This is a genomic window from Candidatus Manganitrophus noduliformans (genome assembly GCF_012184425.1).
In the GTDB taxonomy this organism is placed as follows: Bacteria; Nitrospirota; Nitrospiria; order SBBL01; family Manganitrophaceae; genus Manganitrophus; species Manganitrophus noduliformans.
In genome coordinates this window covers 56030-82206 of sequence record NZ_VTOW01000002.1, presented here as the reverse complement: position 1 = coordinate 82206, position 26177 = coordinate 56030, and the positions used below count along the sequence as shown (strand labels likewise).

The following is a 26177-nucleotide window of genomic DNA, read 5'->3' as shown; positions in this document are numbered from 1 at the left end:
CATTGACCATTTTTCATTTTCCATTGGTAAATGACAACTGACAGATGGAAAATGGTAAATGACAAATGATCATTCCAAAAAGATCGGTCTTATCGCCGGCAACGGCCAGTTTCCGCTGATCTTCGCCGAAAATGCCAGGCGGGCCGGTCTTTCCGTGATCGCGGTGGCCCACACCGGGGAGACCCCGCCGGAGCTCTCCGAGAAGGTCGATGAGATCCTCTGGATTCGCGTGGGGCAGATTGGGAAGCTGATCTCTTTTTTCAAAAAGGCCGGGGTGACCGATGCCGTCATGGCGGGAGGCATCCGAAAGACCCGCCTCTTCGAAATGCGACCCGATTTTCGGGCGCTCACGCTCCTTGCGCGGCTCAAGGAGAAGAAGGACGATGCGCTGCTCCGGGCCTTTGCCGGGGAGCTGGAGCGGGAAGAGATCCGCATTCGAGCGTCGACCCTTTATCTCTCCTCGATCCTGGCGGTCGATGGGGAGATGACACGGCCGTTGACCAAAGCAGAGCGGGAAGATATCGCGTGGGGATGGCCGCTTGCCAAGCAGATCGGCGGGCTCGATATCGGCCAGTGTATTGTCGTAAGGGATGGGGTCGTTTTGGCGGTCGAGGCGATCGAGGGGACCGACGCGACGATCCGCCGGGGGGGCACCCTCGGCAAAGAGAAAGCGGTCGTCATCAAGATCTGCAAGCCGCAGCAGGACCTTCGTTTTGATATCCCGGCGATCGGACCGGGGACGATTCAAGCGATGATCGAGGTGTCGGCCTCCGTTCTCGCCGTGGAGGCGGGCAAGACCCTTTTGCTGGAAAAAGAAAAACTCCTTCAGGAGGCGGCATCCGCGGGGATTGCCGTCGTCGGTATCAAGGGAAGTTAACCTGAAAGAACATTTGTCATTTATCATTGGTCATTTTTCATTTATCATTTAAATGAAAAATGGAAAATTAAAAATGGAAAATGAAATGGATACTTCTTCTAAAAAGATAAAGGTCGCGGTCGTCGGCGTCGGCTATCTCGGTGAGCATCATGCGCGGATTTACTCGGAGATTCCCGGCGTCGAACTGGTCGGCGTGGTCGATCTGAACGTGGAACGGGCACAGAAAATCGCCGCCGACCGCCGTTGCGAAGCGTTCACCGATGTGTCGGCCCTTTTCGGAAAGGTCGATGCGGCGAGTGTCGTCGTTCCGACGCCGGCCCATTTCAAAGTCTCCAAAGCGCTCCTCGAAAATGGAGTCGATCTGCTCCTTGAGAAGCCGATGACGGCGACGTTGCAGGAGGCCGATGAACTGCTCGCCCTTGCCGATCAAAAGGGACGGATGCTTCAGGTCGGCCATGTTGAGCGGTTCAACGCCGGCGTCAGAAAGCTCAAAGAAGGATTGGTTCAACCGCGCTTCATCGAATGTCATCGAATGGGGCCGTTTGTCGAGCGCGGGACCGACGTTCATGTGATTCTAGATCTGATGATCCACGACATTGATATTATCCTCTCTCTGGTCTCCTCCGAATTAGTCGAGGTCCGCGCCACCGGTGTGCCGGTCCTGACCCCCCAGATCGATATTGCGAATGTCCGTCTTGCCTTTGCGAACGGCTGCGTGGCCAATGTAACGGCGAGCCGCGTTTCCCGGGAGAGATTGCGCAAGATCCGTATCTTTCAACCGGAAACCTATCTTTCGCTCGATTACCTTCTTCAAGAGCTGGTGATTTGCCGCCGGGTGGCCGCGCCGGGCGGATCGCGACCGGAGGTCACAATCGACAAGGTCCAGATTGAAAAAGAAGAGCCGTTGAAGGCCGAACTGAGCGCCTTTATCCAGGCGGTCCGAACAAGATCGGTGCCGAAGGTCTCCGGAGAAGATGGAAGACGGGCGCTGGCGGTGGCGCTTCAGGTCGTCGATCTCATCAAACACCAGCCCCAATAATCGGCGGATTGATCTCATGTCGGATCCCTCTTCCAAATCGCCCCGCGTGATGATCGTGGCCGGAGAGGCCTCCGGCGATCTGCACGGCGGCGCGCTGGCCGAAGCGCTCTTGAAGAAAGCGCCTTCGCTCCAACTGATCGGATTCGGCGGAAGCGCGATGCGGCGCGCCGGGGTCGAGATTCTCTTCGATGTCTCGCGACTCGGCGTCGTCGGGATTTTCGAAGTTCTCCTCCACCTAAGATCGGTCTGGGAAGCATATCGCCTCGCAGTTCAAACGCTCAGGAGCGGGGTCGATCTGCTGGTGCTGGTCGACTATCCCGACTTCAATCTCCGTCTGGCGAAAGCGGCCAAGCGGCTCGGCATCCCGGTGGTCTACTATATCAGCCCCCAAATTTGGGCATGGCGTTCCGGCCGGATCAAGACGATCGCCGAGCGGGTCGATCTGATGCTGGTCCTCTTCCCCTTCGAAAAGGAGATCTATGCGAAGGCGGGGGTCCCCTGTGAATTCGTCGGCCATCCGCTGGTCGATGAAGCGGCATCGGTTCGGTTGAAGTATCCGTCAAAAACGGCGTATCTTGAGGGGATCGGGTTTTCACCTTCCGGGATCACCGTCGGTATCCTCCCGGGGAGCCGGATGCGGGAGGTCTCTTCTCTTCTCCCCGAGATGCTCCAAGCGATGGTATCCTTATCTAAGGACTTTCCGAACCTTCAGCTGCTGATTCCGGTCGCCCCCTCGCTCTCGAAGGAGTGGATCGCCGATCTGGCGCGGCCCTACGCGATTCCGATCCGATGTGTCGAAGGGGAGTTCCAGGAGGTCTTGAGGGCGTCGGAGGTGGTCGTCGTCGCATCGGGGACCGCCACATTGCAGACGGCGCTGGCCCGGACGCCGATGGTGATCGTCTACAAGGTTTCGCCCCTTACGTTTTGGATCGCGCGGCGGTTGGTTCGTCTCAAATCGTTTGGTCTGGTCAATATCGTCGCCGGCGCGCCGATTGTGCCGGAGCTGCTTCAAGAGGGGGCGACTGCCGAGCGAATTCAAGCGGAGGTCGGCCGTCTGCTGAAGGAGGACGGCGCCCGTGAGCGGATGAAGCAGGCATTGAAAGAGGTCGCCGATCGCCTCGGCGCCGCCGGGGCGTCGAGCCGCGCCGCCGGGATCATCTTAGAGAAATTAAAATGACGCCTGACATGTTCCCGAATTTATGAAACTCTACCTTCGATTATTAAAATTTGTAAAGCCTCACCGTTGGACCCTGGCGGCGGCCTTCTTTTGCAGCGCGATGGTGTCGCTGCTCACGGCGGCCTACGCTTGGCTGGTGCAGCCGGTGGTGAACGATGTGTTCATTCGGAAGGACGGTTTCATGTTGAAGATTCTTCCGGTGGCGATCATCCTGGTCGCTCTCCTCAAAGGACTCTTCAATTACGGCCAAGCCTACCTGGTCCGTTACGTCGGGAGCAGAATCATCGCCGGTATCCGGAAAGATCTCTACCGTCACATCGTCCTTCTGCCGATCGGCTTCCATGCGAAAAATGCGACCGGAAAACTGATGTCTCGCGTCATCAATGATGTCGGCATCATGCAGACGGCCGTTTCGACCGTGGTCAAGGATCTTTTCCAACAATCGCTGACGATGGTTGCATTGACCGGGGTGATCTTCTATCAAAACTGGCAACTCGGCCTGATGGCGATCCTGGCGATGCCCTTGGCGACTTATCCCCTCATCCGGGTCGGAAGACGGCTTCGGAAGGTGGCCCGGGCGGGACAAGAGAAAATCGGCGACCTCACCAGCATTCTTCAGGAAACTTTTTCCGGCATCCGCATCGTCAAGGCGTTCGGGCGCGAAGATTTTGAGACCGAGCGTTTTGACAAGAAGAACATGAATTATTTTAAGAATGTCATGCGGGCGACCTCCGTCTCGGAGCTGACCAGCCCGATGATGGAAACGCTCGGAAGCGTCGGCGCGGCCGCCATCATCTGGTACGGCGGTTATCAAGTGATTACCGGTCAGATGGATGCGGGGGCGTTTTTCTCGTTTATGACCGCCGCCATGCTGATGTATGCCCCCATGAAAGGGCTGAGCTCGGCGAACAATATCCTACAGCAGGCGTTGGCTGCGGCGGAGCGGGTCTTTACGATCTTGGATCAAAAAAATGAGCGGGAGCTTGACCCCGGCCGCCGGTTGGTGCCGAGCCTGCATGGGGAGATTGAATTCAGGGAGGTCTCCTTTCAGTATGACGGCATCCGGTCGGCCGCCCTCTCGAACATCAGCCTGAAGGCCAGACCGGGAGAGGTGATCGCGCTGGTCGGGAGCAGCGGCGCCGGCAAGACGACGCTGGTGAATATGATCCCCCGATTTTATGAGCCTCAGGGGGGGACGATCCTGATCGACGGCATTCCGATTCAAGAGATCAACCTTGGCTCGCTTCGAAGCCAGATCGGAATTGTGAGCCAGGAGGTCGTCCTCTTTGACGACACCGTTCGATGGAACATCGCCTACGGCCTCGATCATGTCTCCGATGAGGAGATCGTCCGAGCGGCGGAGGCGGCTTACGCCCATCTCTTTATCGGAAAGATGCCGAAAGGGTACGATACCGTTTTGGAGAAAGGGGGGGCGAATCTCTCGGGCGGGGAGCGCCAGCGACTGGCCATTGCGCGGGCCCTTCTGAAGAATCCCCCGATTTTGATTCTGGATGAAGCGACCTCCGCGCTGGATGCCGAATCGGAGTTCATCGTTCAGAAGGCGCTCGTCAATTTAATGAAGAACCGGACCACGTTCGTCATCGCCCATCGTCTCTCGACCGTCCAACGGGCGACCTGTATTATCGTGGTCGATCAGGGGCGGATCGTCGAGATGGGCCGGCATGAGGATTTAATGCAGCGCGACGGCCCCTATCGAAAGGTATACCAGATGCAGTTTCTGCACACGGAAGGGGGAGAGTCGCCCGACGGAGAGGTCATCGAGCCTCTTTCCGAAGGGCGAAACGGATAAAGCGGAATCAGGATACGGGAATGAAAAGATTGCTCTTCGGGGTCTATCAGGCAATGATCTTGTTGTTGCTCCCCCCCCTCTCCCTCTATCTTCTCCGGCGTCTCATCGGCCGGCCGGCCTACCGTGACGGGGTGATGCAGCGCCTGGGACGGTATCCCCGCGATTTCTTCAAGGCGATCGAGGGGCGCCAGGTCATTTGGGTCCATGCCGTTTCGGTGGGCGAAGTGATCTCCTCGGAGCTTTTTATTCAATCGCTCCGCCGGCGGTATCCTAAAGCGGGAATTATTTTTTCGACGACGACGCCGACCGGCCAGGCGGCGGCCCGCCAGCGTTTGAAAGGGGTCGATCAGTTTATCTACTTCCCGTTTGATTTGCCCTGGGTGACCCGGTCGGTGGTCGAGCGGATTTCTCCGGCCCTTTTTATTTTCCTGGAGACGGAACTCTGGCCGAATTTTCTTCGGACCCTTTCGAAAAAAGGAATCCCTTCGATTCTGATCAACGGCCGGATCTCGGAGCGTGGATTCCGCCGCTATCGCCGGGTCCGTTTCTTTTTATCCTCCGTCCTGGAAGAGGTTTCTCTTTTTCTGATGCAGACGGAGCGGGATGCGGAAAAGATCCGGACGCTCGGGGCCCCCTCTGATCGGGTGATCCGGACGGGAAATATGAAATATGATCAAGCGGCGTCGCGAGGCGTGCCCAAAGAAGCGGGGACCTTGCGGACCGAGATCGGCCTCGCGCCGGGTGAGCGGCTGATGATCGCCGGGAGCACCCACGAGGGGGAAGAGGAATCGGTTCTCGATGCGTATCGGATCATCGCCGATGCGATCGGCCCGATGAAACTCCTGATCGCTCCCCGCCATCTGGACCGGCTCGGCCGGGTAGAGGAACTCCTGATCCAAAGAGGAATGGCTTGCGTCAGGAAGACGGCGCTGAATCGAATGAGGAATGAGGAATTAGGAATGAGGAATGAAAGGGTGATTCTTCTCGACACGCTGGGGGAGCTCGATCAATATTATGCCCTGGCCGATCTGGTTTTTGTCGGAGGGAGTCTGGTCCCGATCGGAGGGCATAATGTCCTCGAAGTCGCCGCCCATCGGAGGCCGGTTTTCTTTGGTCCGCACATGTCCAACTTTAAAGAGATCGCCGATCAGCTCAAAGGGTCGGGGGGGGGGATGGAGGTTTCCGGCGGAAAAGAGATGGGGCTGCAGATGGTCTGGCTGATGCAGCATCCCGACGAGATGAAGAAGCGGGGGGAGAGCGCGTATCAAGTCGTTCTGGCAAACCGGGGTGCGGTCATGCGAAACTTAGAGCAGGTTGCGCGGTGGCTCGAAAACTAAACCCCAATCAAAAAGGGAATCGAAGGCGGGTCCCTTTGTGGAAGTGGGTCTGGAACAAGGGGAGGGGTGTGTCCGAGACGATCCTCTTCCCCTTCTCGATCCTGGCGTCGCTCTATGGCCTTTCGTGCCGCCTTCGGATCTTGCTCTACGAAAAGGGAATGCTGCCGCGCAAGAAGGTCGATTGCCTTGTCGTGAGCATCGGAAATCTTACGGTCGGGGGGACCGGGAAAACCCCCTTTACGATCTTCCTGGCGAAGAAGTGGCAAGAGCGGGGATACACGGTCGGGATTGTCAGCCGGGGCTATCGAGGAACGTACAAGGGCCCGCTTCGTTTGGTTTCCGATGGTCAAGAAATCTTGGAAAGGCCCGAGACGGCCGGAGATGAACCTTATCTGATGGCGCAGCGGCTCAAAGGGATCCCGATCCTTGTCTCCTCGGATCGTTATAAAGGCTGCCAATGGCTCTTGGAGCGGTTTCATCTCGACCTTATTCTTTTGGACGACGGCTTTCAGCACATCCGGCTTCATCGGGATCTGAACATTCTTCTCGTGGATGCGACAAACCCCTTTGGGAACGGGGCGCTTCTTCCGAGAGGAGCGCTGCGAGAGCCGCTCTCCGAGGTCCGGCGGGCTGATGTGGTGATCTTTACCCGTTCCGAGGACCAGGCCGATGCCTCCGAGTGGATCGGCGAGATCGAGCGCTTCGGAAAGCCTTGCGTTCGAACGTCATTCCAACCGTCGCGGCTGATTGATGTGCGGAACGGGACGGCACTGCCCGCCGGCACACTGGTGAAGGAGCCGGTCCTGAGTTTCTGCGGGATCGGAAATCCAGACTCATTCGGAATGCTCCTCAAGCGGCTGGGGGTCGATCTTCGTGAACAGGTGGTCTTTCGGGATCACCATTCTTACCAACTCTCCGACCTGGAGAAGATCCGAAAAAAAGCCGATCAACTCGGGGCCAAATGGGTGGTCACGACCGAGAAAGATGCGGTGAAAATAAAAGCGCTTCTCCCAAAAGATTTTGTCGTGTGGGCTCTCCGGGTCGATATCATCTTCTGGGAAGATCCGGCCAAGTGGGAGTCGCTCCTGTTTCATTCAAAACCGACGCTGCGATCGGTGTAGGCAGTCCGATGAAAGAGAAGTTCGAATATCTTTTAGCCCGTTTTTTTATCTCTCTCTTCCAGGTCCTTCCTTACCGGGTCGCGGTGGAGGGCGGTGCGCTCCTCGGACGGCTTTTTTACCTCGCCGATCGCCGTCACCGGGCGGTTGCGCAGGTGAACCTCAACGTAGCGCTCGGCAAAGAGCGGAGCGAACGCGAACGGAAGCGGATCGCCGTGGCGGCTTTCGAGAATTTGGGCCGGACGGTTGTCGAGTTTGCCTGGGTTCAAGGAAAGCCCGCGGCCGAGATGATGGGCCGGACGACATTCGAGGGGATCGAGCATTATGAAGCCGCGATCCGTGAGCAAAAAGGGGTGGTCATTCTGACGGCCCATTTCGGAAATTGGGAATGGATGGGGATGTCGATTTCGCTTTTGGGAACACGGATGAATGTCGTGGCGCGGCCGCTCGATAACCCCGATTTAAACCGGATGGTCAATGCCTGGCGCGAGCGGTTCGGAAATCGGGTTCTGAATAAAAGAACCTCCGCGGCGGAGCTCTTGCGGCTCCTCCGGGCCGGGGAAGTGGTCGGCATTCTCCTCGATCAGAATACGGCGCCGGGCGAAGCGGTTTTCGTCGATTACTTCGGGCGGCCCGCGGCGACCCACAAGGGGTTGGCGGTCCTGGCCCTCCGGACCGGCGCCGCCGTTTTGCCGACCTTTATTGTCCGTGAGGGAAGCCGTCATCGCGTCCTCATCGAGAAGCGGTTGGAGATTGTACGGACGGGTGATCTGGAGAGGGATCTGACAGAGGCGACCGCTCTTTTTACCCGAACGATCGAAGCGGCCGTCCGGCGTTATCCCGATCACTGGCTGTGGGTCCATCGGAGATGGAAAACACAAGAGCAGAAAAAACGTTAAACGTTATCAGTTAAACGTTAAACGTGAAGACCCAAGACAAAGATCAATCTTTTCTGTTTTACGATTAACAAATAACGTGTAGCGAATAACGAGGATTATGTTTAATAAGATATTAGTTCGGGCGCCGAATTGGATCGGGGATGCCGTCATGGCGATTCCGACCCTCTCGGCGCTGCGCGCCCGTTTTCCTGAGAGCCGGATCACCCTTCTGGCGAAGCCGCCGGTGGCGGCCCTCTTCGAGCACCATCCGGCGATTGACCGGTTGTTGGTCTACGAATCTCCCGGACGGCACGCCGGCCTCGCGGGATTGTGGCGATTGGTTCGTTCGATTCACGAGGGTCGGTTCGATCTTGCCTTTCTTCTTCAGAATGCGTTCGAAGCGGCCTTGATCACCGCGGCCGCCGGCATTCCGGAACGGGTCGGTTATGCCGCCGACGGTCGGCGATTTCTTTTGACGAAGTCGCTCGAAAAAAAATCGGCCCCCTTGCATCAAAGGGAGGCCTACCTCCATTTGATGAGTTCGGTGGGATCGGCGAGTGAATTTGAACGGCGCCCTTTTCTGGTGATCTCCGAGAAGGAGAAACAATCGGCGTCGGACCTTCTTCTCGCCGAGGGGATCGCCCGCTGGGAGCAGGTGATCGGCATCAATCCCGGGGCGGCCTACGGTTCTTCGAAACGCTGGGACCCGGCCCGGTTTGCAGCGGCGGCCGACCGGCTGGCGGCGCGGCATTCGGCGAGGGTGGTCATTTTCGGCGGTCCGGCCGAAATCGCCATTTCGGAGGAGGTCCGCCGAAATATGAAACATCCGGCCGTGGTCATGGCAGGGAAAACAACCGTCCGGATGATGATGGCCTTGCTCTCGCGCTGCCGTCTTTTCATTACCAACGATTCGGGGCCGATGCACATCGCCTCGGCGTTGGGGGTGTCGGTGGTGGCGGTTTTCGGTCCGACCAATCCCGATGCGACCTCCCCGGCCGGCGCGGACGATCTGATCGTTCGGAACAAGGTCGATTGCGCTCCCTGCACCCACCGGGAGTGCCCGATCGATCATCGCTGTATGACCGGGGTGTCGGTCGAGGCGGTGGCAGAGGCGGCGGAGCGACAGATGGCGCGCCTCGGAAGAAGGAAGATTGCCGTTTTTCTCGATCGAGATGGAACGATCAATCACGATGTCGGCCACATGGATGCGCTTCATAAGTATTCGATGATCCCGGGGGCCGCCGAAGCGATCGCGCGGCTCAACCGGCGAGGCATTTCGGTGATCATCGTGACGAATCAGTCCGGCGTGGCGAGAGGGATTTTTGATGAGGAGATGATCGGTCAGGTGCATCATCATCTCAAAACAGTTCTGGCCGAAGCCGGGGCGCACCTGGACGGGATCTATTATTGTCCACATCATCCGCAGATCATCCCCTGTACCTGCCGAAAACCGCAGATGGGAATGATCGAACAGGCGATTTCAGAGCATCCGATCGATCTTTCCGGATCGTATGTGGTCGGGGACAAGCCGCTCGATATGGGACTGGCGCGCGGAGGGATGAAGGGGGTGCTCGTCCGCACCGGGCACGGCGAGGCCTCGCTGCAGGAGATGATACAAGCGGGAACACGGCCGGATCATGTCGCCGACGACCTCCCCGCGGCGGTCGGGTGGATTCTGGAAGACCTCCAACGGCGGGGGTGGATCGCCGAATGACGGGCGCGAGATCGGATAAAGCGCGGAGAGACTTTCGGGAAATCCTTATCATCAAGCCGAGCTCGTTGGGGGATGTTATCGACGCCCTTCCCGCCGTGGGGGCGATTCGGAAGCGCTTCCCGTCGGCGCGAATCTCCTGGCTGGTGAAGTCGGAATGGGCGGGGATCTTGAAGGGACATTCTGCGATCGATGAGGTAATCGCCGTTCCCTTTAGATGGGGTGAGGTTCGACAATTGATCCAGGCGGTCCGGAAACATCGGTTCGATCTGGTCGTCGATTTCCAAGGGCTTCTGCGAAGCGCGCTCTTGGGTTATGTGTCGGGGGCCCCTGTTCGGATCGGTTTTTCCGCCGCGCGGGAAGGGGCCCCTTGGTTTTACACGGAGCGAGTGCCGGTTCCGGAAGGAATCGTCCATGCGGTCGATCGCTATCGGAGGGTGGCGAAGGCGTTGGGATGCGACGTAGAGGGGGTTCACTTCGACATCCCCTCTTCGACCGAGTTTGCGGCGAATGTCCGGCGGCTTTTGTCCGAGGGGGGTCTTTCGGAGCAGGCCTCTTTCGCATTGATCCATTCCACGGCGCGATGGGAAAGCAAAAAGTGGGAGCCGACCCGTTTTGCAGCGTTGGCCGACTGGTTGATTCGGGAAAAGAAAATTCCGGTTGTTTTTGTCGGGAGCAAAGGAGAGCGGGAAGAGGTCGATCGGATTCTTCAACAGATGAAACAGCCGGCGATGAACCTGGCCGGAAAGACGGCCCTGCCGGAGCTGGCCGAACTGATTCGGCAGGCGCAATTCTTCGTCTGCAATGATTCCGGTCCGATGCACCTTGCGGCGGCCGTTGGAACGCCGGTGGTGGCCCTCTTCGGTCCGACCGACCCGAGGAAGATCGGCCCCTATGGCGCAGGGCACACGGTGGTCCGAAAAGAAGTCGGCTGCGCCGGCTGCCGGCGGGACCGCTGTGTCCGCGGGAATGAGTGTATGAAGGCGATTTCTGTCGATGATGTCGTCCAGGCGATTGAGAAAAGAGGAGGAAGAGATGGGAATCAATAAAGAGCTGCTTGAGATCTTGGCCTGCCCCAAATGCAAGGGGGATGTTCAGTTAAACGATAAAGGGGACGGCTTGATCTGTCCGAAGTGCAAGCTTCTCTATCCGATCCGGGAGGAGATTCCGGTGATGCTCATTGATGAAGCGATAAAACTATCCTAAGTAGTACGTGTCGAGTTTCAAAGCATAGGGACGATCTTTTCTCGAAAGTAGCCGTTTTTGCTCCAGATCTTTCCCCATTTTTGCTTGATCTCTCATCCATCTGCTGCTATATTGAGGGGTCATTCGTTCCGTGGGGTGAGCCTTTCTGCTCTTTGACTTTTAGAAGCCAAGGTCAGTCGATTCAATCTTTCATGCAAGTTTATCCAGGCTATATCGAACGGGATCTCGACGGGACGCATCTCTGGATCCGCGAAGATTATCACCGGGAGGAGTTGCTCCACCGAATCGGTCCGGAAGCGTTGCTGAAGGATGCTGATGCGGTAAAAATTCAGACAGGTCGGTTGACCGCTGTTTTCAGGCTCCGCTGGGAGGAGAAGGAATTATTCGTCAAATTTTTTCTCTACAAACACTGGCGGCATGTGGTGAAGGCCCCCTTTCTGAAAACTAAGGGCCGACTTGCCTGGGAAAACGCGGGGATGCTTCTCCAGGAAGGTTTCAAGACCCCTCCGGTGATCTTGGTCGGAGAAAAGCGGACCTTCGGTTTTGTTCAGAAGTCTTTTTTTGTGACGGAAGCGGTTGAGGCGGTTTCGCTTCGCTCTTTTCTTAAAGAGTCTTTTAAAGACTCTCTTCTGAAATTATCAATTTCAAGAGTAAATTTCTTTTACCGGCTCGGCCGGGTGATCGGTTCTTTACATGCCAAGGGGATTTACCACGGAGACCTCAATTTGGGTAATCTCTGGATTACCGCCTCTTCCGGGAACGGCCTTTTTGATCTCTATTTTCTCGACAATGAAGGGGCACGCTCCTTCCGGTCGCTTCCAAATTCACGGCGCCTCCACGACTTAAGAGACCTGAACGATATCCGCTTTGAAGCGATTTCTCTTAAAGACCGACTCTGGTTCCTCCGCGCTTACTTGAATGAGAATCCCGATCTCCGTCCCCATAAAAAGCGATTCGTTCGGGAACTGCTTGAAGCTTCTATCCGAAGGCATAAAAGGAAATAGGGGCGTATTGCAATACGCCCCTAGAGCAAGGCCCAACGATGAAAATTGCGATTATCCGAAAACGTTATGTGGCGCATGGGGGAGCGGAGCGTTTCACGAGAGATTTTATTCATCGCCTCGTGGGGCGGGGGCACCAAGTCCATCTGATTGCGGCCGACTGGATCGGGGAGAGGGACCCGAAGGTGACGTTCCATCCGGTCCCGACGGTTCGGCTCGGCGCTTTTTTCGCGGCGTTGACATTCGCTGTCGGGGCGTATCGCGTCTGCCGTCGGAATCGTTTTGATCTGGTGCAGAGCCATGAGCGGACTCTATATCAGGACCTCTACCGGGCCGGCGACGGATGTCATCGCGAGTGGCTGCTCCGGCGAAGAGCAGGGGCCTCTCTTCTTAAGCGTTTCTCCATCGCGATCAACCCTTTCCATCGGTTGATGCTCTGGATTGAAAAAAGATTGATGCAACGGTCGGCCAAAATTGTTGCAATCTCAAACGCAGTCCGAAGCGAGATCATCCGGCATTATCAGGTTTCTCCGGAAAAGATCGCCGTGATCTACAACCCGGTCGATCTGGTGCGATTTCATCCAGACCACCGGACGGGGATCGGGGAGGCGTTGCGCGCTGAAGAGGAGATCAAAGATCAGGAAAAGGTGATCCTCTTCGTCGGTTCGGGGTTTGAGCGAAAGGGTTTGGGCCCGCTCATTGAAGCGATCGCACGCCTCGGCTCGCTTCCGGTGAAATTGTGGGTGGTCGGGAAAGGGAGTATCACGCGATATCAGCGGCAGGCGCGGGATTTGGGGCTGGAGGGTCGCGTCCGTTTTTTCGGGCCGGTTCCCGATGCCGCGTGTTATTATGCGGCGGCCGATCTTTTCGTCTTCCCGACGCTCTACGAGCCTTTCGGCCAGGTGCATCTGGAGGCGTTGGCGAGCGCTCTTCCGGTGATCACGCACCGGCATTGCGGGGGGGCGGAGCTGATTCGTTGCGGGGTCAACGGAGATCTCCTTGACTCTCCGACCGATTCAAAAGAGATTGCCGAGCGGATTCAAAAATTAATCATGCATCCTCATCCGGAATTGCTGCGAGAGGCGGCCCGGAAGACGGCGGAGGAATACCCGCCGGGCCGAATCCTGGACCGGTGGGAAGCGCTTTATGAAGAAATGATTTCGGCAGAGGGGAGATGATCGACGCGGACATTCCCGTTCGGGGCTATTCCGATTCAAAGTGGACCGGCTTGATCCATCAAGATGACGACCGTCCCGGTTTCCGGAGGATGCTTCCACAATTAGATGAGATGCTGAGGATGCGGCGGGTTTCAATATTCAAAGAACGGGAGGATCGCATTTATGGGATCGTCGCTCCGGAGCTGTATGGGGGCGCGCGTCCTCTCTTTATGAAGTTGGATATTTATACAAGGAAGATCCGGCTTAAAAAGTGGCTGAATAACTATGTCATGAGTTCCCGCGCTGAAAAATCATGGAACGCCGCTTGGGACCTGATTCGGATCGGACTTCAAACCCCGACTCCGGTGGCCATGTTGGAGAAGAGAAAATGGGGAGGGCTTCAGGAAGCGCTCTCATTGACGGAGTATTTGGAAGACGCGCTTCCTCTTCAAAAACATTGGGACCGAGGCGTTCCCTCGGCTGAAAAAAAGCCGCTATCTTTCCTTGTCGCCAGCCGGGTGGCCTACCTCCATCAATCGGGTTTCGTCCATGGGGATTTGAAGCCGAGCAACCTTTTGATTAAGCAAGAGAAGCACGGCGGGTACGACGTCTATTTCACCGATCTGGAGTCGCTCTTCCGAGTCTCGAAAATCCAGCCAAGCCACCGAGTTCGGGATATGGCGGCGTTGCTCAGCGCCTTCCTCGGGCGGACGGAATCGTTCGACCAGGTTCGATTCTTCGCGAATTATCTAAGGGGTGAGAAGATGCCGCGCGCTGAAAAACGGGCGCTGGCAAAAAAGATTTTGGAAGAGGCTCACCGTCGCAAAGGGCGAAGCAGGGTAAAAAGGGGGGCGCTCTCCTCGATCTGATGGAGGCACTTTTAGAAGTGCAGATCGCATCGAAGCGATGACCGGAGAAAACCATGAGTCTAAGGAAGCTGATAGAGCAGCTGACCGGCACCCGCATATATCGTTCATTACCGCGCGGTATTGATTTCGCTCAAGACATTGCGAACTCCCTGCCGACGTATCGCACCGACATTGTTTTTGACATAGGCGCTAATGTGGGTCAGTCCTCAAGGCTCTATTTGGTCAAGTTCCCGAATGCTCACATTTATTGCTTTGAGCCGGTAAGCGACACATTCCGTCGACTTCAGGATAAGCTACAAAGTAATGAGCGTGTTGATTGTTACCGACTGGCTTTCGGTTCTTCAAAGAGCACGGGGAGAATGGTTCTCCAAGGCAGCTCTAATAAGATGTTCTTTCTGTTAGATCCGTCAAAGGAGTCGCCAGCGAACAATAATGTGCCGACTGAATCCGTAGATATCGTCACGGTGGACGGATTCTGTCACACGAATGGAATTGATCGCATCAATTTCCTTAAAATAGACACAGAGGGGGGGGATCTCGACGTTCTGAAGGGTGCCGTGAACATGCTGGCCGAACAGAAAATAGACTTTGTACAAGTGGAGGCCGGTATGAATCCTAGCAATAGGCGACATGTGCCGCTTGAATCACTAAAAGAGTTTCTTGAGTCTCAGCGGTATTTTCTATTTGGAATCTACGAACAAGTGAACGAATGGCCTACTAGGGCGCCTCATCTGCGACGGACAAATCCCGTCTTTGTTTCTCAGACCCTCATAGAGAGGAACAGGATGTCAACGGATTCCAACGCATGACAAGGCGCTGCACCGGGCGACCTATCCGCTGATCCGCTGCGCTCCATGGTCGTCAGCGAGCTTGATCGTTGGTGCGCGATTCTGCGCACACATTGCCCGGGCTGAAAACCGCCAATGACGCGACAATAAAGCTCAGTTTTATATTCATCGCGGCCTTGGATGTCGGCCGGTACGAAATGCTCTATCAACTTTACGAGTTTACTTCATGTTTAATTCGATCCATTCTTGGAGTGCGACCGCTGAAAGTAAGATGAACGATTTGGCGATTTCAATGAAGGACAGGTGGATTCCGTGGATCGACCGCTCGATCGAGGGGGGGATTCTCCTCTTCATTTTTTTGTTTCCCGTCAAGGAATTTATTATCTCCAATGATGCGATCTCCCTAATTAAATGGATGGCGCTTTATCTCCCTTTCGGTTTATGGATTCTGAAGATGGTCCTTCGGAAAGATTCTTCATTGGTCCGAACTCCGATCGACCGGCCGATTCTGCTTTATACGATTGTGGTGGTCGCCTCGGTTTTTTATTCAATAGATCGCATCGAAACGCTGGCCGGTATCCGCGGCTCATATCTCAAGGCGATCGTTCTCTACCTTGTTGTGTTAAATAACTTCCAGACGAAAGAGAAAGTGAAGCGTTTGGCAGTGACCTTTGCCGTTTCTTTCGTTGTAACCATCGGAGTCGGCTTCTACAATTATGAGATCGGCCAGTATAATATCGCAGGCGGCATCATCGCTTTTGAAAACAGGAATCATAATACCATGGGAAAAATCTTGGGAGGATCTTTCCCTTTCCTGCTTTTGGCTTTTTCAGCGGTAAAGAGGCCGATTTGGAAGGGAATCGCGATACTTCTGATTCTACTGGGACTCTTTGCGATCTTCATGACCCTGTCGAGAGCGACCTGGGCGGGAGCGGTTTTTGCGTTCTTGATTTGGGGGATGCATCAAAATTGGAAGAAGGTGATGACCGCTGCTATGATTCTCTTTTTATTTATCCTTTTTTCGTTTGGTCCGGACTCGGTCGCTCAAAGATTCGCTCTGCTTGAGACACAAATCAACACGATCAGCAACAGAACCCCGATCTGGGAGGTGGCCTTTCAAGAATTCAAAGAGCGCCCTCTCTTGGGCTACGGATATGGTCTGAACATTTTCGAAAAAGTATATGAAGATGGGCGGACAGGTCAACCCGAAGAGGCGATGAAGGTGACTCATGAGCACAACCTTTTTTTCGCGCTCCTGATCCAAAACGGGATTATTGGGATGGTTTTATACTTTTGGATTTTTATCCGGACGTTGATTTTGATTTATAAGATGATCCTATCAACGGCAGTCGGTTCCGATCGAGAAATTCTTGTCGTCATTTTCAGCGGGATGATCGGTGAATACTTTATCCATGCTTTGGCTGACAGGAATAATGTCGGAAACTTAGCCCTTCCCTTATGGGCAATGTTGGCGCTCGCAATGGCCGTCTGGAATCGGATCGGACAGGGCGCTCCCAATCATTCTCCCGCCCATCGGGTGGAAAGCAGGCTTGTGGAAGTAAAGTAACTGGCGACCCGGAAGAAAAGCGAACCCGGTAAAGATGGACCCTATTTTAATCGTCGGAAGTTTTGGAAAACCCTGGAATACCGCTCATTATCTGGTCCATGCGGCGGAGAAGATCGGCCATCGCGTCTCCACCTTCGATCCGCTCCAAGCGGGAGCGACGGAAGAGATGTTGATGAAAAGGGTGGAGGAGTCCAGGCCGACATATATGTTGATTATGAAGGGGACCGGCTTCAAGCCGGAGTGGAACGAGGCGCTTAAGGAGAAGGGAATTTACACCATCCTGTGGCATCCCGATCCTGATATCCCCGATTGGTTGCTTCCTCTGATCCGATCGGTCGATTTTTGTTTTACGATGGCGGAAGGAATGATCCCGGAATGGAAAGAGAAAGGGGCAAAACAGGTTGCCTGGCTCTCACAGGGGTTTGAGCCGGCCTTCTTTGAGGCCGGCCCGATAACCGACATGGACCTCCGGTTCTACGGGGCCGACGTCGCCTTCGTGGGGAATATCGATTCAACGAATAATTATTTGACGCGGCGCTATAAATTGAAAAGAATCCTTCGAGAGGGATTCCATCTCAAATGGTGGGGGCCGCGGCTCGGAAGAAAGCTGATCAACCTTCCGATCCTCCTCTCGTCTATCGGACGCGCGTATGGCGGGCGTTTCATCTACGGGCCGGAATTTGCGAAAGTGGCCCTCTGCTCAAAGGTATTTCTCGCATTTGATCGAGAGACGGAGATTCGGCTCTCGATGAGCGCCAGAATGTACACAGCGGTCGGCTGCGGCGCATTTTACATGTGCGAGGCGATGGATGGAATCGAGTCGGTCCTCACTCCCGGCAAGGAAATCGTGACCTTCAAGGGAGAAGAAGAAATGATCGATAAAATCCGTTACTATCTTCCGAGGGAATCGGAGCGGGAGCAGATTGCGCGCGCCGGTCAGGGACGCGTGCAAAGGGAGCATACGTATCAGAGGCGGCTTGAGCAAATGTTTCGGACGGTGAAGGGCGCGCCCCATGCCTGATCGGAATCCGCTTAAAAGACCGATCAATGTTTTGCATTTAGTCGTCACCCTTCCCGTGGGAGGTATTGAACAGCGGCTCAAGGAGTTGGTCCTCCGCTACTCCAAGGAGGAATTCCGGCCGATCGTCTGCTGTCTTCGCGATAAGAGCGTCATTGGAAGGGAAATCGAGCGGCACGGTATTGAAGTGATTGAGCTTGACCGAATGCGCCGACACCAGTTTGATCCGATCCTCGTTTGGAAGCTCTATCGCCTCATGCTCGAAAGAGAGATTCAGGTGGTTGCGACGGATGAATACCATGCGAGCCTCTACGGGCGTCTGGGGGCCCGTTGGGCGAAGGTCCCTGCGGTTGTCTCCACCGTCCACAATGTCTACCGCAGAAAGCTTTCCCATCGATTCCGGATCAATCGTGTTCTGGCGCGGTGGTCTGATCGCATCATCGCGGTTTCCAACCGGGTGAAGGCGGACCTTCTCCGTTTCGACCGGGTCTCTCCCTCCAAAGTGGAGGTGGTTCCGAACGGGATCGACCCGCGCCGCTTCGAGGATCTTTCTCCCAAGGCGGAGGCCCGAAAGAAGCTCTCCTTGCCCGAGAACGCTTTTCTCATCGGAACGGTGGGGCGTTTATCGATCGCGAAGGGACACCACGATCTGCTGAGCGCTTTCCGGCTTCTGATGGATGAAGAGGGACGGCCCGATCTTCGGCTGGTTCTCATCGGAGACGGCCCGCTTCGGGAGGAGTTGACACAGACGGTTCAGCAGATGGGATTGGAGAAGGTCGTCTTTTTTCTGGGAACCCGCCGCGACGTTCCCGATTGCTTGAGCGCCCTCGATCTTTTTGTCTTTCCTTCCCTCTGGGAGGGGCAGGGGATCGCGCTGGTCGAAGCAATGGCGGCCCGATTGCCGATCGTCTGCGCCGATTACGAGGGGGCGCGTGAGATCGTCTCCGACGGTGTGGAGGCCCTCCTTGTCGAGCCGAAGGAGCCGAGGCGCCTCAAGGAGGGGATCGTTCGGCTCCTGCGTGATGAGGGATTGGGGCGATCTTTGTCGGCGGCGGCCCGTTCGCGGGCGGTTACCGATTTCTCTGTTCAAGGGATGGTTCGGGAACATGAGCGGTTCTACAAGGAGATCCTCCGCACGAAAGGAATTTTGTTGGATGGGCGCCAATGAGCCGTCCGAAGCTCTCCGTCACGGTGATCACGCTGAACGAAGAGAAGGAGATCGGCGACTGTCTTGACAGCGCGGCGTGGGCCGACGAGATTGTGGTCGTCGATTCCGGAAGCTCCGACCGGACGGTGGAGATTGCCGGGAAATATACCGATAAAGTTTTCTCCTATGCGTGGACGGGTTATGCCGCCCAGAAAAACCGGGCGCTCGAATTGGCGACCCACCCGTGGGTGTTGAGCCTGGATGCGGACGAACGGGTGAGTCCGGAGCTTCGGGGAGAGATCGAGCAGATTCTGGAATCGCCCCGCCACGCCGACGGCTACCGCATCCCAAGAAAAAATTTCTTTCTGGGACGCTGGATTCGACACGGGGGGTGGCATCCCGATTATGTTCTCCGTTTTTTCAAGCGGGAGGCCGGCCGGTTCGGCGAGAGAAAAGTCCATGAGTCGGTGACGATTCGCGGAGAAATCGGAACCCTCCGATCCCCGCTGGCGCATTACACCTATCGTTCTTTGGAGGATTACTTCCGGCGGATGGACCGCTATTCGACCCTGGCGGCGGAGGAGATGTTCGAGGCGGGGAAGCGGGCCAATCTCCTCGATCTCTTCCTGCGGCCGCCGGCCACCTTTCTGAAGATGGTGGTTCTCCGGCAGGGTTTTCGAGATGGGGGCGACGGCCTGTTGTTGGGCCGGCTCTACAGTACTTATACCTTTGCAAAATATGCAAAGCTCTACAAGATGGGACGGTATGGGAAAGATCATCGGTAGTATCGGGGCGATCGTCAGCCGGAATCGGATTATCGTCAGCCTGTTGTTGGGGGGCGCCCTTTGGTTTCTCTCCAGGCCGACCCTCCTTTCCATCGCCGCGGGGGCGCCCTTTGTCATTTTGGGGGAAGCGATCCGAACGTGGTCGTCGGGACATATCCGGAAGAATCAGGAACTGGCGACGACCGGCCCCTATGCTTTCACCCGAAATCCCCTTTATCTCGGAAGCGGGATGATGGGGTTCGGCTTTATTTTGATGGGGCGCAGCTGGGGTCTTCTCCTCTTGTTTTTGATGTTCTTTGCATTGATCTATCATTTCACGATTTTGCGGGAAGAGGAGAAGCTCTCGGCCCGTTTCGGCTCGCAGTTCTCCGCCTATGCCGAGTCGGTTCCCCGTTTCTTCCCCCGTTGGAGCGCGTGGCGGCAGGTTGAAACCGGGTTCGACTGGGGGTTGGTTTTGAAACATCGGGAGCATCGAACCTGGCTGGGAATCGTGGTCATCTTGGCGTTGATGATGATCCGGATGTGATCGGACTTCGGATGGCGCTGCGGGAAACGGGACAAGAATGATCGATTTCCGACCAGAGGCGATCAAGAGCGTCTTGCTCATGCTTTTCCGGCAGATCGGGGACGTTCTTCTGGCGACTCCGACAATCCGTGCCTTCAAGGAAGCCTTTCCCGGGTCGCGCCTGTCGGTCGTTGTTTTCAAGGAGTCGGCGCCGGTCCTGGAGGGAAATCCATTCGTCGATCGAATCGTCGTGGTCGATCCGAAATGGAAAGGACTTCCCTTAATGGAGCGGCTGTGGCGGGAGCGCCTCATGTTAAGCGAGATCCGCGAGACGAAGGCCGATTTGGCGGTCAATCTGACAACGGGAGACCGGGGTCTTTTCCTGTCGCTTCTCTCCGGCGCCCCTCGTCGGTTAGGGCTTCTCCCCAGGGAGCGGTTCCCCTTATTGATGCGGCTGATCTACACTCATCGCTATCGCGTGCCGACGCCGCATACCCACGCGGTCGAGCGACATCTCGAATCGATTCGTTCGCTCGGTTATGAACCGATCGAGAAGCGGCCGCAGCTCTTCTTTTCGAAAGAAGAGGAGGATCGGGTCGTCTCATTGCTGACGGCGCAAGGTTGGTCGGAAGCGCGACAGCAGGAGGGGCGCTATCTCGTCCAGATCCATCCGACCTCCCGATTGTTTTTTAAATGCTGGCAGGACGATGCGATGGGGGCCGTGATCGATCATCTGATCGGGGAGAGGAATGTTGATGTGGTGGTAACGGGAGGACCGGCCCCGGCCGAGCGGGAGAAGATCGAGCGGATCCTCTCTTTTTCGAAGCGCCGGCCGATGAACCTGGTCGGTCAGACCAGCTTGAGGGAACTGGCGGCTCTTTCTCGGCGGGCCGATCTCTTTTTCGGTGTTGACAGCGCCCCCATGCATATCGCTGCGGCAATGGCAACGCCGGTGATCGCTCTCTTCGGGCCGTCCGTCGCCGAGATCTGGAGGCCATGGGGGGCGGGTCATACGACGCTCGCAAAAGATTTCTCCTGCCTTCCCTGCGGACAGGATGGTTGCGGGGGAAGCAAGCGGAGTCGTTGCCTGGAGGAGACGACCGCAGAGGAGGTCATCGTCGAGATCGATCGTTATCTGCTCCATCTGGATGCGATGTCGCGGCAACCGAGCATGATCCGGTTTCTACCGGCATGATGTTGTCGGAAAAGATCGTTATTCGTTAAACGTTATTCGTGAAATGATTGTTAGAGACAGTTAAAGAGGAGAATATAGGAGCAATGGATAAATATCCGGCAAAAATGCGTTATCAGGACGTGGGATACGCAGGTCATTACGACGGCGCCCGATATCAAACGCGCTGGGCGCAGTTCAAGAATAAGCAGACGCACCAAACGCTCATGAAAGCGCTTGCTTTTCTTAAGCCTGGGAGCACCATTATCGATCTTCCCTGCGGGACCGGCCGGTTCGGCGCGTTTCTCTCCGGTTTGGGGTTCCGTTGGATCGGCTCCGATATTTCGGCGCAGATGATGGCGAAGTCGCAGGAGAAGGTGAAGGGGAATGACAGGGTCCTCGGCCACATCCGATCCGACGCGGAGATCCTTCCGTTCAGGGATAAAAGCGTCGATTGTTTCCTCTCGATCCGCTTTTTGCCCCACCTCCCCCCAGATGTGAAACAGAATGCCTTGAAAGAGATGGCCCGAGTCAGCCGGCAGTGGTTGATCATCGACCACACCTACCGGAATCCCTATAAGGCCTTTTGGCGGGACATCGGAACCAAGATCGGTGTCGGAAGCGGCGGAAAGAAGCGGCCGACGAAGGAGGAGGTCTTTCAGGAGATCGAGCGGGCCGGGCTTCGGATCCATCGGGTTTTTCCCGTTTCCCGGTTTTTCTCCGACAACATGCTCTTGCTTTGCAGCAAAGTTTAGTTTCGTAGGATTTATCCGCGAATTGTGGATTCCCTTTAGAACAATCCGCCCCCTCGCGCCGAGGACGAATGGACTGGAACCCCCCTGTTGCAACGTCTGAAAATTCCGCGTTTTAATCGCGCTGCCAAGCCTGCCGAAATTTGTTCCGAACCGTAAGATATCCTTGCATTGTCCGTCTCATTTTGATATACGTATATGACTTACAATTTCCCTAATGCCGTCTATTTCTCCAGGGCATATTGAATTAATTAAAACATATCTTTTCCTACGCTGAGTGCAGTAAGGCTGGCTATTCTTTTTCGGATTGAGGGCAACATGTACGGAGTGATACTGGCAGGGGGTAGTGGAACGCGCTTTTGGCCGCTCAGCCGGGAAGAATACCCAAAGCAGCTCTTAAAGATCTTCGGCAATCAGAGTCTCATTCAGGCCACCCTGTCCCGGATCGCCGACCTGATCCCGTCCAATCAGACCTATATCGCCACCAACCCTTCTCAGGCGGAGCAGATCAAATTCCAGCTGAAGCCTTCCCGAGAGGGGCCTCACTTTATCTATGAACCGATGGGGAGGAACACGGCGGCCGCCATCGGCCTGGCGGCGACCTACCTACGCAAGCGCTTTCAGGACGGCGTCATGGCGGTTCTCTCCGCCGATCACTTTATCAGGGAGCCGCAGGTTTTTATCGAGGCGCTTCGTTTGGGAGAAAGCCTTGCCGATGAAGGTTATCTTGTCACCTTAGGCGCCAAGCCGACCCGGCCGGAGACCGGCTACGGTTATATCCAAAAGGGAAAGCCCTTTCCGAATCAGCCCGGTGCATCGACCGTACAGCGCTTCGTTGAAAAACCGAACCGTGAAACCGCCGAACAATATCTAAAGAGAGAAGATCATTTCTGGAATACCGGCATCTTCCTCTGGAAGATCTCAACGATTTTGGCGGAGATCAAGCAGTTTGTTCCTGAGCTGTCGGAGGGTTTGAAGGAGATTGAACAGAAGATCGGAACGGCGGAGGAAGCGGAAGCGCTTGCGCGGGTTTATCCGACGCTTCCCTCCATCTCGATCGACTATGCCGTTTTGGAGAAGTCGGATCGCCTCGCCGTGATCTCCACCGACATGGGGTGGGAAGATGTCGGCTCCTGGAGCGCGCTCGATGAAGTGATCGAACGGGATGAAAATGGGAACATCCTCACCGGAAATGTCGTCAACATCGGCAGCTCCAACAGCATCATCTACGGACAAAAGCGGGTCGTGGCCGTGGTGGGGCTGAAAGACATTGTCGTGGCCGATACGGAGGATGCAACCCTCATCTGTTCGAAGGATAAGGCGCAGGAGGTCAAGAAGGTCGTTGAGGCGCTGAAAGGCCGCAACGGCGATGAGCACCGCGTTCACAGAACAGTCATCCGCGCCTGGGGAAGTTATACCGTTCTGGAAGAGGGACGCGATTACAAAATCAAGCGAATTCTGGTCAATCCTCGGGCGCGTCTTTCCCTTCAAATGCATCATAAGCGGAGCGAGCATTGGGTCGTGGTCGCGGGAACGGCGCGGGTCACCTGCGGGGAGAGTGTTTATACCATTCAGGCCAACCAGAGCACCTTTGTCCCGATGGGGGTGAAGCATCGGCTGGAAAATCCGGGCGATGAGCCGCTCCAGATCATCGAGGTGCAGAGCGGGAATTATCTCGGAGAAGACGACATCGTCCGGTATCAGGATGATTACGGGCGGGTGGAGGCCAAGAAGGGCTGACCATGTCGATCTTTAGAGAGTATGACATCCGAGGGGTTTACGGAACTGTCCTGACCGAGAAGGTAGCCGAAGAGATCGGGAAGGCCTTCGCCACGCTGATCCGCCGATCCGGCGGAAAAAAGATCTCGCTCGGCTATGATATTCGTCTCAGCAGCCCTTCGCTTCGGGAAGCATTGTTGGCGGGACTCCTCTCGACCGGTATCGATGTGGTCGATATCGGCGCCTGTCCGACACCGGTCCTCTATTTTTCTCTCTTCAACTTGCAAGTCGACGGCGGGGTGATGATCACCGCCAGCCACAATCCGGCCGAATTCAATGGGTTCAAACTCTGCCGCGGGAAAGGGACCCTCTTCGGCGCCGAGATCCAGCAAGTCCGCACGATGGCGGAGAGCGGCGATTTCGACCGGGGGAAGGGGGAACTGACCTTTGAACGCGATTTTCTCTCTGTTTACCTCAACTACTTTGTGAAGCACTTCGGTTCCTTCCGGTCAAAAAAAGTGGTGGTCGATTGCGGAAACGCCGCCGCCGCCCTCATCGCTCCTCGGATTATGGAAAAGTTGGGATGTGAAGTGATTCCGCTCTATTGCGAACCGGATGGCCGATTCCCAAATCATCATCCCGATCCAACCGTTCCCGAAAATATTGCTGACCTTATTGAATGTGTCCGGAAAGAACGGGCGGATGTCGGCATTGCGTTTGATGGGGATGGAGATCGGCTGGGCGCCGTCGATGAAAAGGGGGAGATCATTTGGGGGGATAAGCTCACCCTCCTTTTCGCGACTGATATTCTCAAACGAAATCCAGGAGCGACCATCATCTCCGAAGTTAAGGCTTCTCAAGTCCTTTATGATGAAATTTCACGCCTCGGCGGCAACGGGATCATGTGGAAGACCGGGCACTCTTTGATCAAATCCAAAATGAAAGAAACCGGGGCGCTGTTGGCCGGGGAGATGAGCGGCCATCTCTTTTTTGCAGATCGGTATTTTGGGTATGATGATGCGATTTATGCAGGGTGTCGGCTGGTGGAGATTCTTGTGAAGGAGAATCGGCCTCTTTCGTCTTTTTTCATTGACCTCCCTAAGACCTATGTCACCCCGGAGATTCGGGTCGATTGTCCGGATGATCGGAAGTTCGCAGTGGTCGAAAAGTGCCGGGAATATTTCTCCGGCAAATATAAGACGGTCGATATCGATGGCGTTCGGGTTTTGTTCGAGGATGGTTGGGGATTGATTCGAGCCTCGAATACCCAGCCGGCATTGGTATTGCGGTTTGAAGCGAGCAGTGGGATCAGGGTTACTGAAATTCAAGAATACGTGAATGGACTTTTAGCAAAGCTCATCCGTTAGAAGAGAACTTAAATTTGTAGTGGGGAGACAATGAAAAAAGCTTTGATTACGGGGATTACCGGTCAAGATGGATCCTATCTTGCGGAGTTGCTGTTAGAAAAGGGCTACAAAGTCTCCGGAATGGTCAGAAGATCGAGTGTTGAAAACTATGAAAGGGTAGAGCATATTCGAGAAAAGCTTAATTTTGTCCAGGGAGATTTGACAGATCAGTCCTCATTAGATGAGGCAATCAAAGAGATTATGCCAGACGAAGTCTATAACCTGGCCGCACAGTCGTTCGTACCAACTTCTTGGAATCAACCGGTTCTCACCGCCGATGTTACAGGATTGGGTGTGACACGTATTTTAGAGGCAATTCGGAAACACAAATCGGACACCAAATTTTATCAGGCTTCTTCGTCTGAGATGTTTGGAAAAGTTCAAGAAATACCCCAGACGGAAAAAACTTCTTTTTATCCTAGGAGTCCATATGGTGTAGCAAAGGTCTATGGACATTGGATTACGGTGAACTATCGAGAAAGCTATAATATTTTTGCTTGCTCAGGAATTTTATTCAACCATGAGTCTCCTCGACGGGGACTGGAGTTTGTAACCCGCAAGGTGACACATACGGTAGCCAAGATTAAGTTAGGCTTGGCCAAAGAGCTTCGAATGGGGAATATGGAGGCGAAACGGGACTGGGGTTTTGCTGGTGACTATATCTATGCGATGTGGTTAATGCTCCAACAGGATCAACCGGATGATTATGTTATTGCAACAGGCGAAACTCATTCTGTTCAGCAGTTAGTTAATATTGCTTTCGATTGTGTCGGATTGAATGCAAAAGATTACGTGGTAACAGATCCCAAATTCTTGCGGCCGGCCGAGGTCGATCTCCTTATCGGGAGTTCCGAAAAAGCGAAAAAAAAGTTAGGATGGACGCCATCGGTTTCCTTTGAGAAATTGATCGAAATGATGGTAAAGGAGGATATTTCCCTGCTGAATCAAAATAAGGTAAGGCATTAAAACACTCATGTCTAAAATTTATAGCTAATTGTAGGATATCGGGTTTTTGGGAATGATCTTAGCGCTAATTTCAAATAAACCGAGCCTCCCGCTGAACCTCACTATCAGAAACTCTAGTTTTCTCAATCTGGACTATTTTTAACGTTCCTTTGGCATTTACTTTTAATTCGGAT

General features: G+C 55.1%; 24 protein-coding genes. All 24 read left to right on the top strand.

The features are described from left to right. The first annotated feature begins 58 nt into the window (after nucleotides 1–58). The 24 genes from MNODULE_RS09680 to gmd all read left to right on the top strand — a co-directional run bounded on the left by MNODULE_RS09680 (nucleotide 59) and on the right by gmd (nucleotide 26004). Nucleotides 59–877, top strand: coding sequence for an LpxI family protein (locus MNODULE_RS09680; RefSeq protein WP_168059336.1), 819 nt, complete (start codon nucleotides 59–61; stop codon nucleotides 875–877). Nucleotides 878–950: 73 nt separating this feature from the next. Beyond that, entirely contained in the window at nucleotides 951–1916 is a 966-nt protein-coding gene (locus MNODULE_RS09675) for a Gfo/Idh/MocA family protein (RefSeq protein ID WP_168059335.1), read from the top strand. Nucleotides 1917–1932: 16 nt separating this feature from the next. Further along, nucleotides 1933–3093 (top strand): lipid-A-disaccharide synthase, encoded by a 1161-nt coding sequence (gene lpxB, locus MNODULE_RS09670; protein WP_168059334.1) that lies wholly within the window; start codon nucleotides 1933–1935, stop codon nucleotides 3091–3093. 22 nt (nucleotides 3094–3115) lie between these two features. Continuing rightward, a complete protein-coding gene (gene msbA, locus MNODULE_RS09665) occupies nucleotides 3116–4903 on the top strand; it encodes a lipid A export permease/ATP-binding protein MsbA (protein ID WP_168059333.1) in 1788 nt (595 codons plus the stop codon). A gap of 20 nt (nucleotides 4904–4923) precedes the next feature. Then, on the top strand, nucleotides 4924–6240 hold the full coding sequence (locus MNODULE_RS09660) for a 3-deoxy-D-manno-octulosonic acid transferase (protein ID WP_168059332.1): 1317 nt from the start codon (nucleotides 4924–4926) through the stop codon (nucleotides 6238–6240). A gap of 68 nt (nucleotides 6241–6308) precedes the next feature. Continuing rightward, on the top strand, nucleotides 6309–7361 hold the full coding sequence (gene lpxK, locus MNODULE_RS09655; RefSeq protein WP_168059331.1) for a tetraacyldisaccharide 4'-kinase: 1053 nt from the start codon (nucleotides 6309–6311) through the stop codon (nucleotides 7359–7361). An 8-nt stretch (nucleotides 7362–7369) separates the two neighbouring features. Then, nucleotides 7370–8257, top strand: coding sequence for a lysophospholipid acyltransferase family protein (locus MNODULE_RS09650; RefSeq protein WP_168059330.1), 888 nt, complete (start codon nucleotides 7370–7372; stop codon nucleotides 8255–8257). A 97-nt stretch (nucleotides 8258–8354) separates the two neighbouring features. After that, nucleotides 8355–9950 (top strand): lipopolysaccharide heptosyltransferase II, encoded by a 1596-nt coding sequence (waaF, locus tag MNODULE_RS09645; RefSeq protein ID WP_168059329.1) that lies wholly within the window; start codon nucleotides 8355–8357, stop codon nucleotides 9948–9950. Continuing rightward, complete coding sequence (gene waaC / locus MNODULE_RS09640; protein ID WP_168059328.1) at nucleotides 9947–10996, top strand: lipopolysaccharide heptosyltransferase I; 1050 nt, start codon at nucleotides 9947–9949, stop codon at nucleotides 10994–10996. The genes waaF and waaC overlap by 4 nt, the downstream gene beginning before the upstream one ends. After that, nucleotides 10983–11153 carry a Trm112 family protein gene (locus tag MNODULE_RS09635; protein ID WP_168059327.1) on the top strand — a complete coding sequence of 57 codons (171 nt, stop codon included), beginning with the start codon at nucleotides 10983–10985 and terminating at the stop codon, nucleotides 11151–11153. The genes waaC and MNODULE_RS09635 overlap by 14 nt, the downstream gene beginning before the upstream one ends. A gap of 191 nt (nucleotides 11154–11344) precedes the next feature. After that, on the top strand, nucleotides 11345–12157 hold the full coding sequence (locus MNODULE_RS09630) for a lipopolysaccharide kinase InaA family protein (protein ID WP_168059326.1): 813 nt from the start codon (nucleotides 11345–11347) through the stop codon (nucleotides 12155–12157). A 38-nt stretch (nucleotides 12158–12195) separates the two neighbouring features. Next, a complete protein-coding gene (locus MNODULE_RS09625; protein ID WP_168059325.1) occupies nucleotides 12196–13332 on the top strand; it encodes a glycosyltransferase family 4 protein in 1137 nt (378 codons plus the stop codon). Next, nucleotides 13329–14180 (top strand): lipopolysaccharide kinase InaA family protein, encoded by an 852-nt coding sequence (locus MNODULE_RS09620; protein ID WP_168059324.1) that lies wholly within the window; start codon nucleotides 13329–13331, stop codon nucleotides 14178–14180. Before MNODULE_RS09625 ends, MNODULE_RS09620 begins: the two co-directional genes overlap by 4 nt. A 53-nt stretch (nucleotides 14181–14233) precedes the next feature. Next, entirely contained in the window at nucleotides 14234–14989 is a 756-nt protein-coding gene (locus tag MNODULE_RS09615) for an FkbM family methyltransferase (RefSeq protein ID WP_168059323.1), read from the top strand. A gap of 271 nt (nucleotides 14990–15260) precedes the next feature. Further along, on the top strand, nucleotides 15261–16535 hold the full coding sequence (locus MNODULE_RS09610) for an O-antigen ligase family protein (protein WP_168059322.1): 1275 nt from the start codon (nucleotides 15261–15263) through the stop codon (nucleotides 16533–16535). A 34-nt stretch (nucleotides 16536–16569) separates the two neighbouring features. Beyond that, nucleotides 16570–17556 (top strand): CgeB family protein, encoded by a 987-nt coding sequence (locus tag MNODULE_RS09605; protein ID WP_168059321.1) that lies wholly within the window; start codon nucleotides 16570–16572, stop codon nucleotides 17554–17556. Continuing rightward, on the top strand, nucleotides 17549–18721 hold the full coding sequence (locus MNODULE_RS09600; protein ID WP_168059320.1) for a glycosyltransferase: 1173 nt from the start codon (nucleotides 17549–17551) through the stop codon (nucleotides 18719–18721). The genes MNODULE_RS09605 and MNODULE_RS09600 overlap by 8 nt, the downstream gene beginning before the upstream one ends. Further along, the gene (locus MNODULE_RS09595; protein ID WP_168059319.1) at nucleotides 18718–19485 is read left to right on the top strand and encodes a glycosyltransferase family 2 protein; all 768 of its coding nucleotides are present in this window, start codon (nucleotides 18718–18720) and stop codon (nucleotides 19483–19485) included. Before MNODULE_RS09600 ends, MNODULE_RS09595 begins: the two co-directional genes overlap by 4 nt. Continuing rightward, nucleotides 19466–20011, top strand: a complete 546-nt coding sequence (locus MNODULE_RS09590; protein ID WP_168059318.1) for a methyltransferase family protein — start codon at nucleotides 19466–19468, stop codon at nucleotides 20009–20011. The genes MNODULE_RS09595 and MNODULE_RS09590 overlap by 20 nt, the downstream gene beginning before the upstream one ends. Nucleotides 20012–20048: 37 nt before the next feature. Then, nucleotides 20049–21185 (top strand): putative lipopolysaccharide heptosyltransferase III, encoded by a 1137-nt coding sequence (gene rfaQ, locus MNODULE_RS09585; RefSeq protein WP_168059317.1) that lies wholly within the window; start codon nucleotides 20049–20051, stop codon nucleotides 21183–21185. An 83-nt stretch (nucleotides 21186–21268) separates the two neighbouring features. Beyond that, nucleotides 21269–21916, top strand: a complete 648-nt coding sequence (locus MNODULE_RS09580; RefSeq protein ID WP_168059316.1) for a class I SAM-dependent methyltransferase — start codon at nucleotides 21269–21271, stop codon at nucleotides 21914–21916. 315 nt (nucleotides 21917–22231) lie between these two features. Continuing rightward, nucleotides 22232–23653: a mannose-1-phosphate guanylyltransferase/mannose-6-phosphate isomerase gene (locus tag MNODULE_RS09575; protein ID WP_168059315.1), complete on the top strand. Its 1422-nt coding sequence runs from the start codon at nucleotides 22232–22234 to the stop codon at nucleotides 23651–23653. Nucleotides 23654–23655: 2 nt separating this feature from the next. Further along, nucleotides 23656–24999, top strand: a complete 1344-nt coding sequence (locus MNODULE_RS09570; protein WP_168059314.1) for a phosphomannomutase/phosphoglucomutase — start codon at nucleotides 23656–23658, stop codon at nucleotides 24997–24999. 30 nt (nucleotides 25000–25029) lie between these two features. Beyond that, nucleotides 25030–26004 carry a GDP-mannose 4,6-dehydratase gene (gene gmd, locus MNODULE_RS09565; protein ID WP_168059313.1) on the top strand — a complete coding sequence of 325 codons (975 nt, stop codon included), beginning with the start codon at nucleotides 25030–25032 and terminating at the stop codon, nucleotides 26002–26004. Nucleotides 26005–26177 lie beyond the last annotated feature (173 nt).

What these genes read in the sequence shown, in the direction of transcription:
- MNODULE_RS09680 (WP_168059336.1), top strand. Translation starts at nt 59, where the DNA reads ATGACAAATGATCATTCCAAAAAGATCGGTCTTATCGCCGGCAACGGC.
- MNODULE_RS09675 (WP_168059335.1), top strand. Translation starts at nt 951, where the DNA reads ATGGAAAATGAAATGGATACTTCTTCTAAAAAGATAAAGGTCGCGGTC.
- lpxB (WP_168059334.1), top strand. Translation starts at nt 1,933, where the DNA reads ATGTCGGATCCCTCTTCCAAATCGCCCCGCGTGATGATCGTGGCCGGA.
- msbA (WP_168059333.1), top strand. Translation starts at nt 3,116, where the DNA reads ATGAAACTCTACCTTCGATTATTAAAATTTGTAAAGCCTCACCGTTGG.
- MNODULE_RS09660 (WP_168059332.1), top strand. Translation starts at nt 4,924, where the DNA reads ATGAAAAGATTGCTCTTCGGGGTCTATCAGGCAATGATCTTGTTGTTG.
- MNODULE_RS09650 (WP_168059330.1), top strand. Translation starts at nt 7,370, where the DNA reads ATGAAAGAGAAGTTCGAATATCTTTTAGCCCGTTTTTTTATCTCTCTC.
- waaF (WP_168059329.1), top strand. Translation starts at nt 8,355, where the DNA reads ATGTTTAATAAGATATTAGTTCGGGCGCCGAATTGGATCGGGGATGCC.
- waaC (WP_168059328.1), top strand. Translation starts at nt 9,947, where the DNA reads ATGACGGGCGCGAGATCGGATAAAGCGCGGAGAGACTTTCGGGAAATC.
- MNODULE_RS09635 (WP_168059327.1), top strand. Translation starts at nt 10,983, where the DNA reads ATGGGAATCAATAAAGAGCTGCTTGAGATCTTGGCCTGCCCCAAATGC.
- MNODULE_RS09630 (WP_168059326.1), top strand. Translation starts at nt 11,345, where the DNA reads ATGCAAGTTTATCCAGGCTATATCGAACGGGATCTCGACGGGACGCAT.
- MNODULE_RS09625 (WP_168059325.1), top strand. Translation starts at nt 12,196, where the DNA reads ATGAAAATTGCGATTATCCGAAAACGTTATGTGGCGCATGGGGGAGCG.
- MNODULE_RS09620 (WP_168059324.1), top strand. Translation starts at nt 13,329, where the DNA reads ATGATCGACGCGGACATTCCCGTTCGGGGCTATTCCGATTCAAAGTGG.
- MNODULE_RS09615 (WP_168059323.1), top strand. Translation starts at nt 14,234, where the DNA reads ATGAGTCTAAGGAAGCTGATAGAGCAGCTGACCGGCACCCGCATATAT.
- MNODULE_RS09610 (WP_168059322.1), top strand. Translation starts at nt 15,261, where the DNA reads ATGAAGGACAGGTGGATTCCGTGGATCGACCGCTCGATCGAGGGGGGG.
- MNODULE_RS09605 (WP_168059321.1), top strand. Translation starts at nt 16,570, where the DNA reads ATGGACCCTATTTTAATCGTCGGAAGTTTTGGAAAACCCTGGAATACC.
- MNODULE_RS09600 (WP_168059320.1), top strand. Translation starts at nt 17,549, where the DNA reads ATGCCTGATCGGAATCCGCTTAAAAGACCGATCAATGTTTTGCATTTA.
- MNODULE_RS09595 (WP_168059319.1), top strand. Translation starts at nt 18,718, where the DNA reads ATGAGCCGTCCGAAGCTCTCCGTCACGGTGATCACGCTGAACGAAGAG.
- MNODULE_RS09590 (WP_168059318.1), top strand. Translation starts at nt 19,466, where the DNA reads ATGGGAAAGATCATCGGTAGTATCGGGGCGATCGTCAGCCGGAATCGG.
- rfaQ (WP_168059317.1), top strand. Translation starts at nt 20,049, where the DNA reads ATGATCGATTTCCGACCAGAGGCGATCAAGAGCGTCTTGCTCATGCTT.
- MNODULE_RS09580 (WP_168059316.1), top strand. Translation starts at nt 21,269, where the DNA reads ATGGATAAATATCCGGCAAAAATGCGTTATCAGGACGTGGGATACGCA.
- MNODULE_RS09575 (WP_168059315.1), top strand. Translation starts at nt 22,232, where the DNA reads ATGTACGGAGTGATACTGGCAGGGGGTAGTGGAACGCGCTTTTGGCCG.
- MNODULE_RS09570 (WP_168059314.1), top strand. Translation starts at nt 23,656, where the DNA reads ATGTCGATCTTTAGAGAGTATGACATCCGAGGGGTTTACGGAACTGTC.
- gmd (WP_168059313.1), top strand. Translation starts at nt 25,030, where the DNA reads ATGAAAAAAGCTTTGATTACGGGGATTACCGGTCAAGATGGATCCTAT.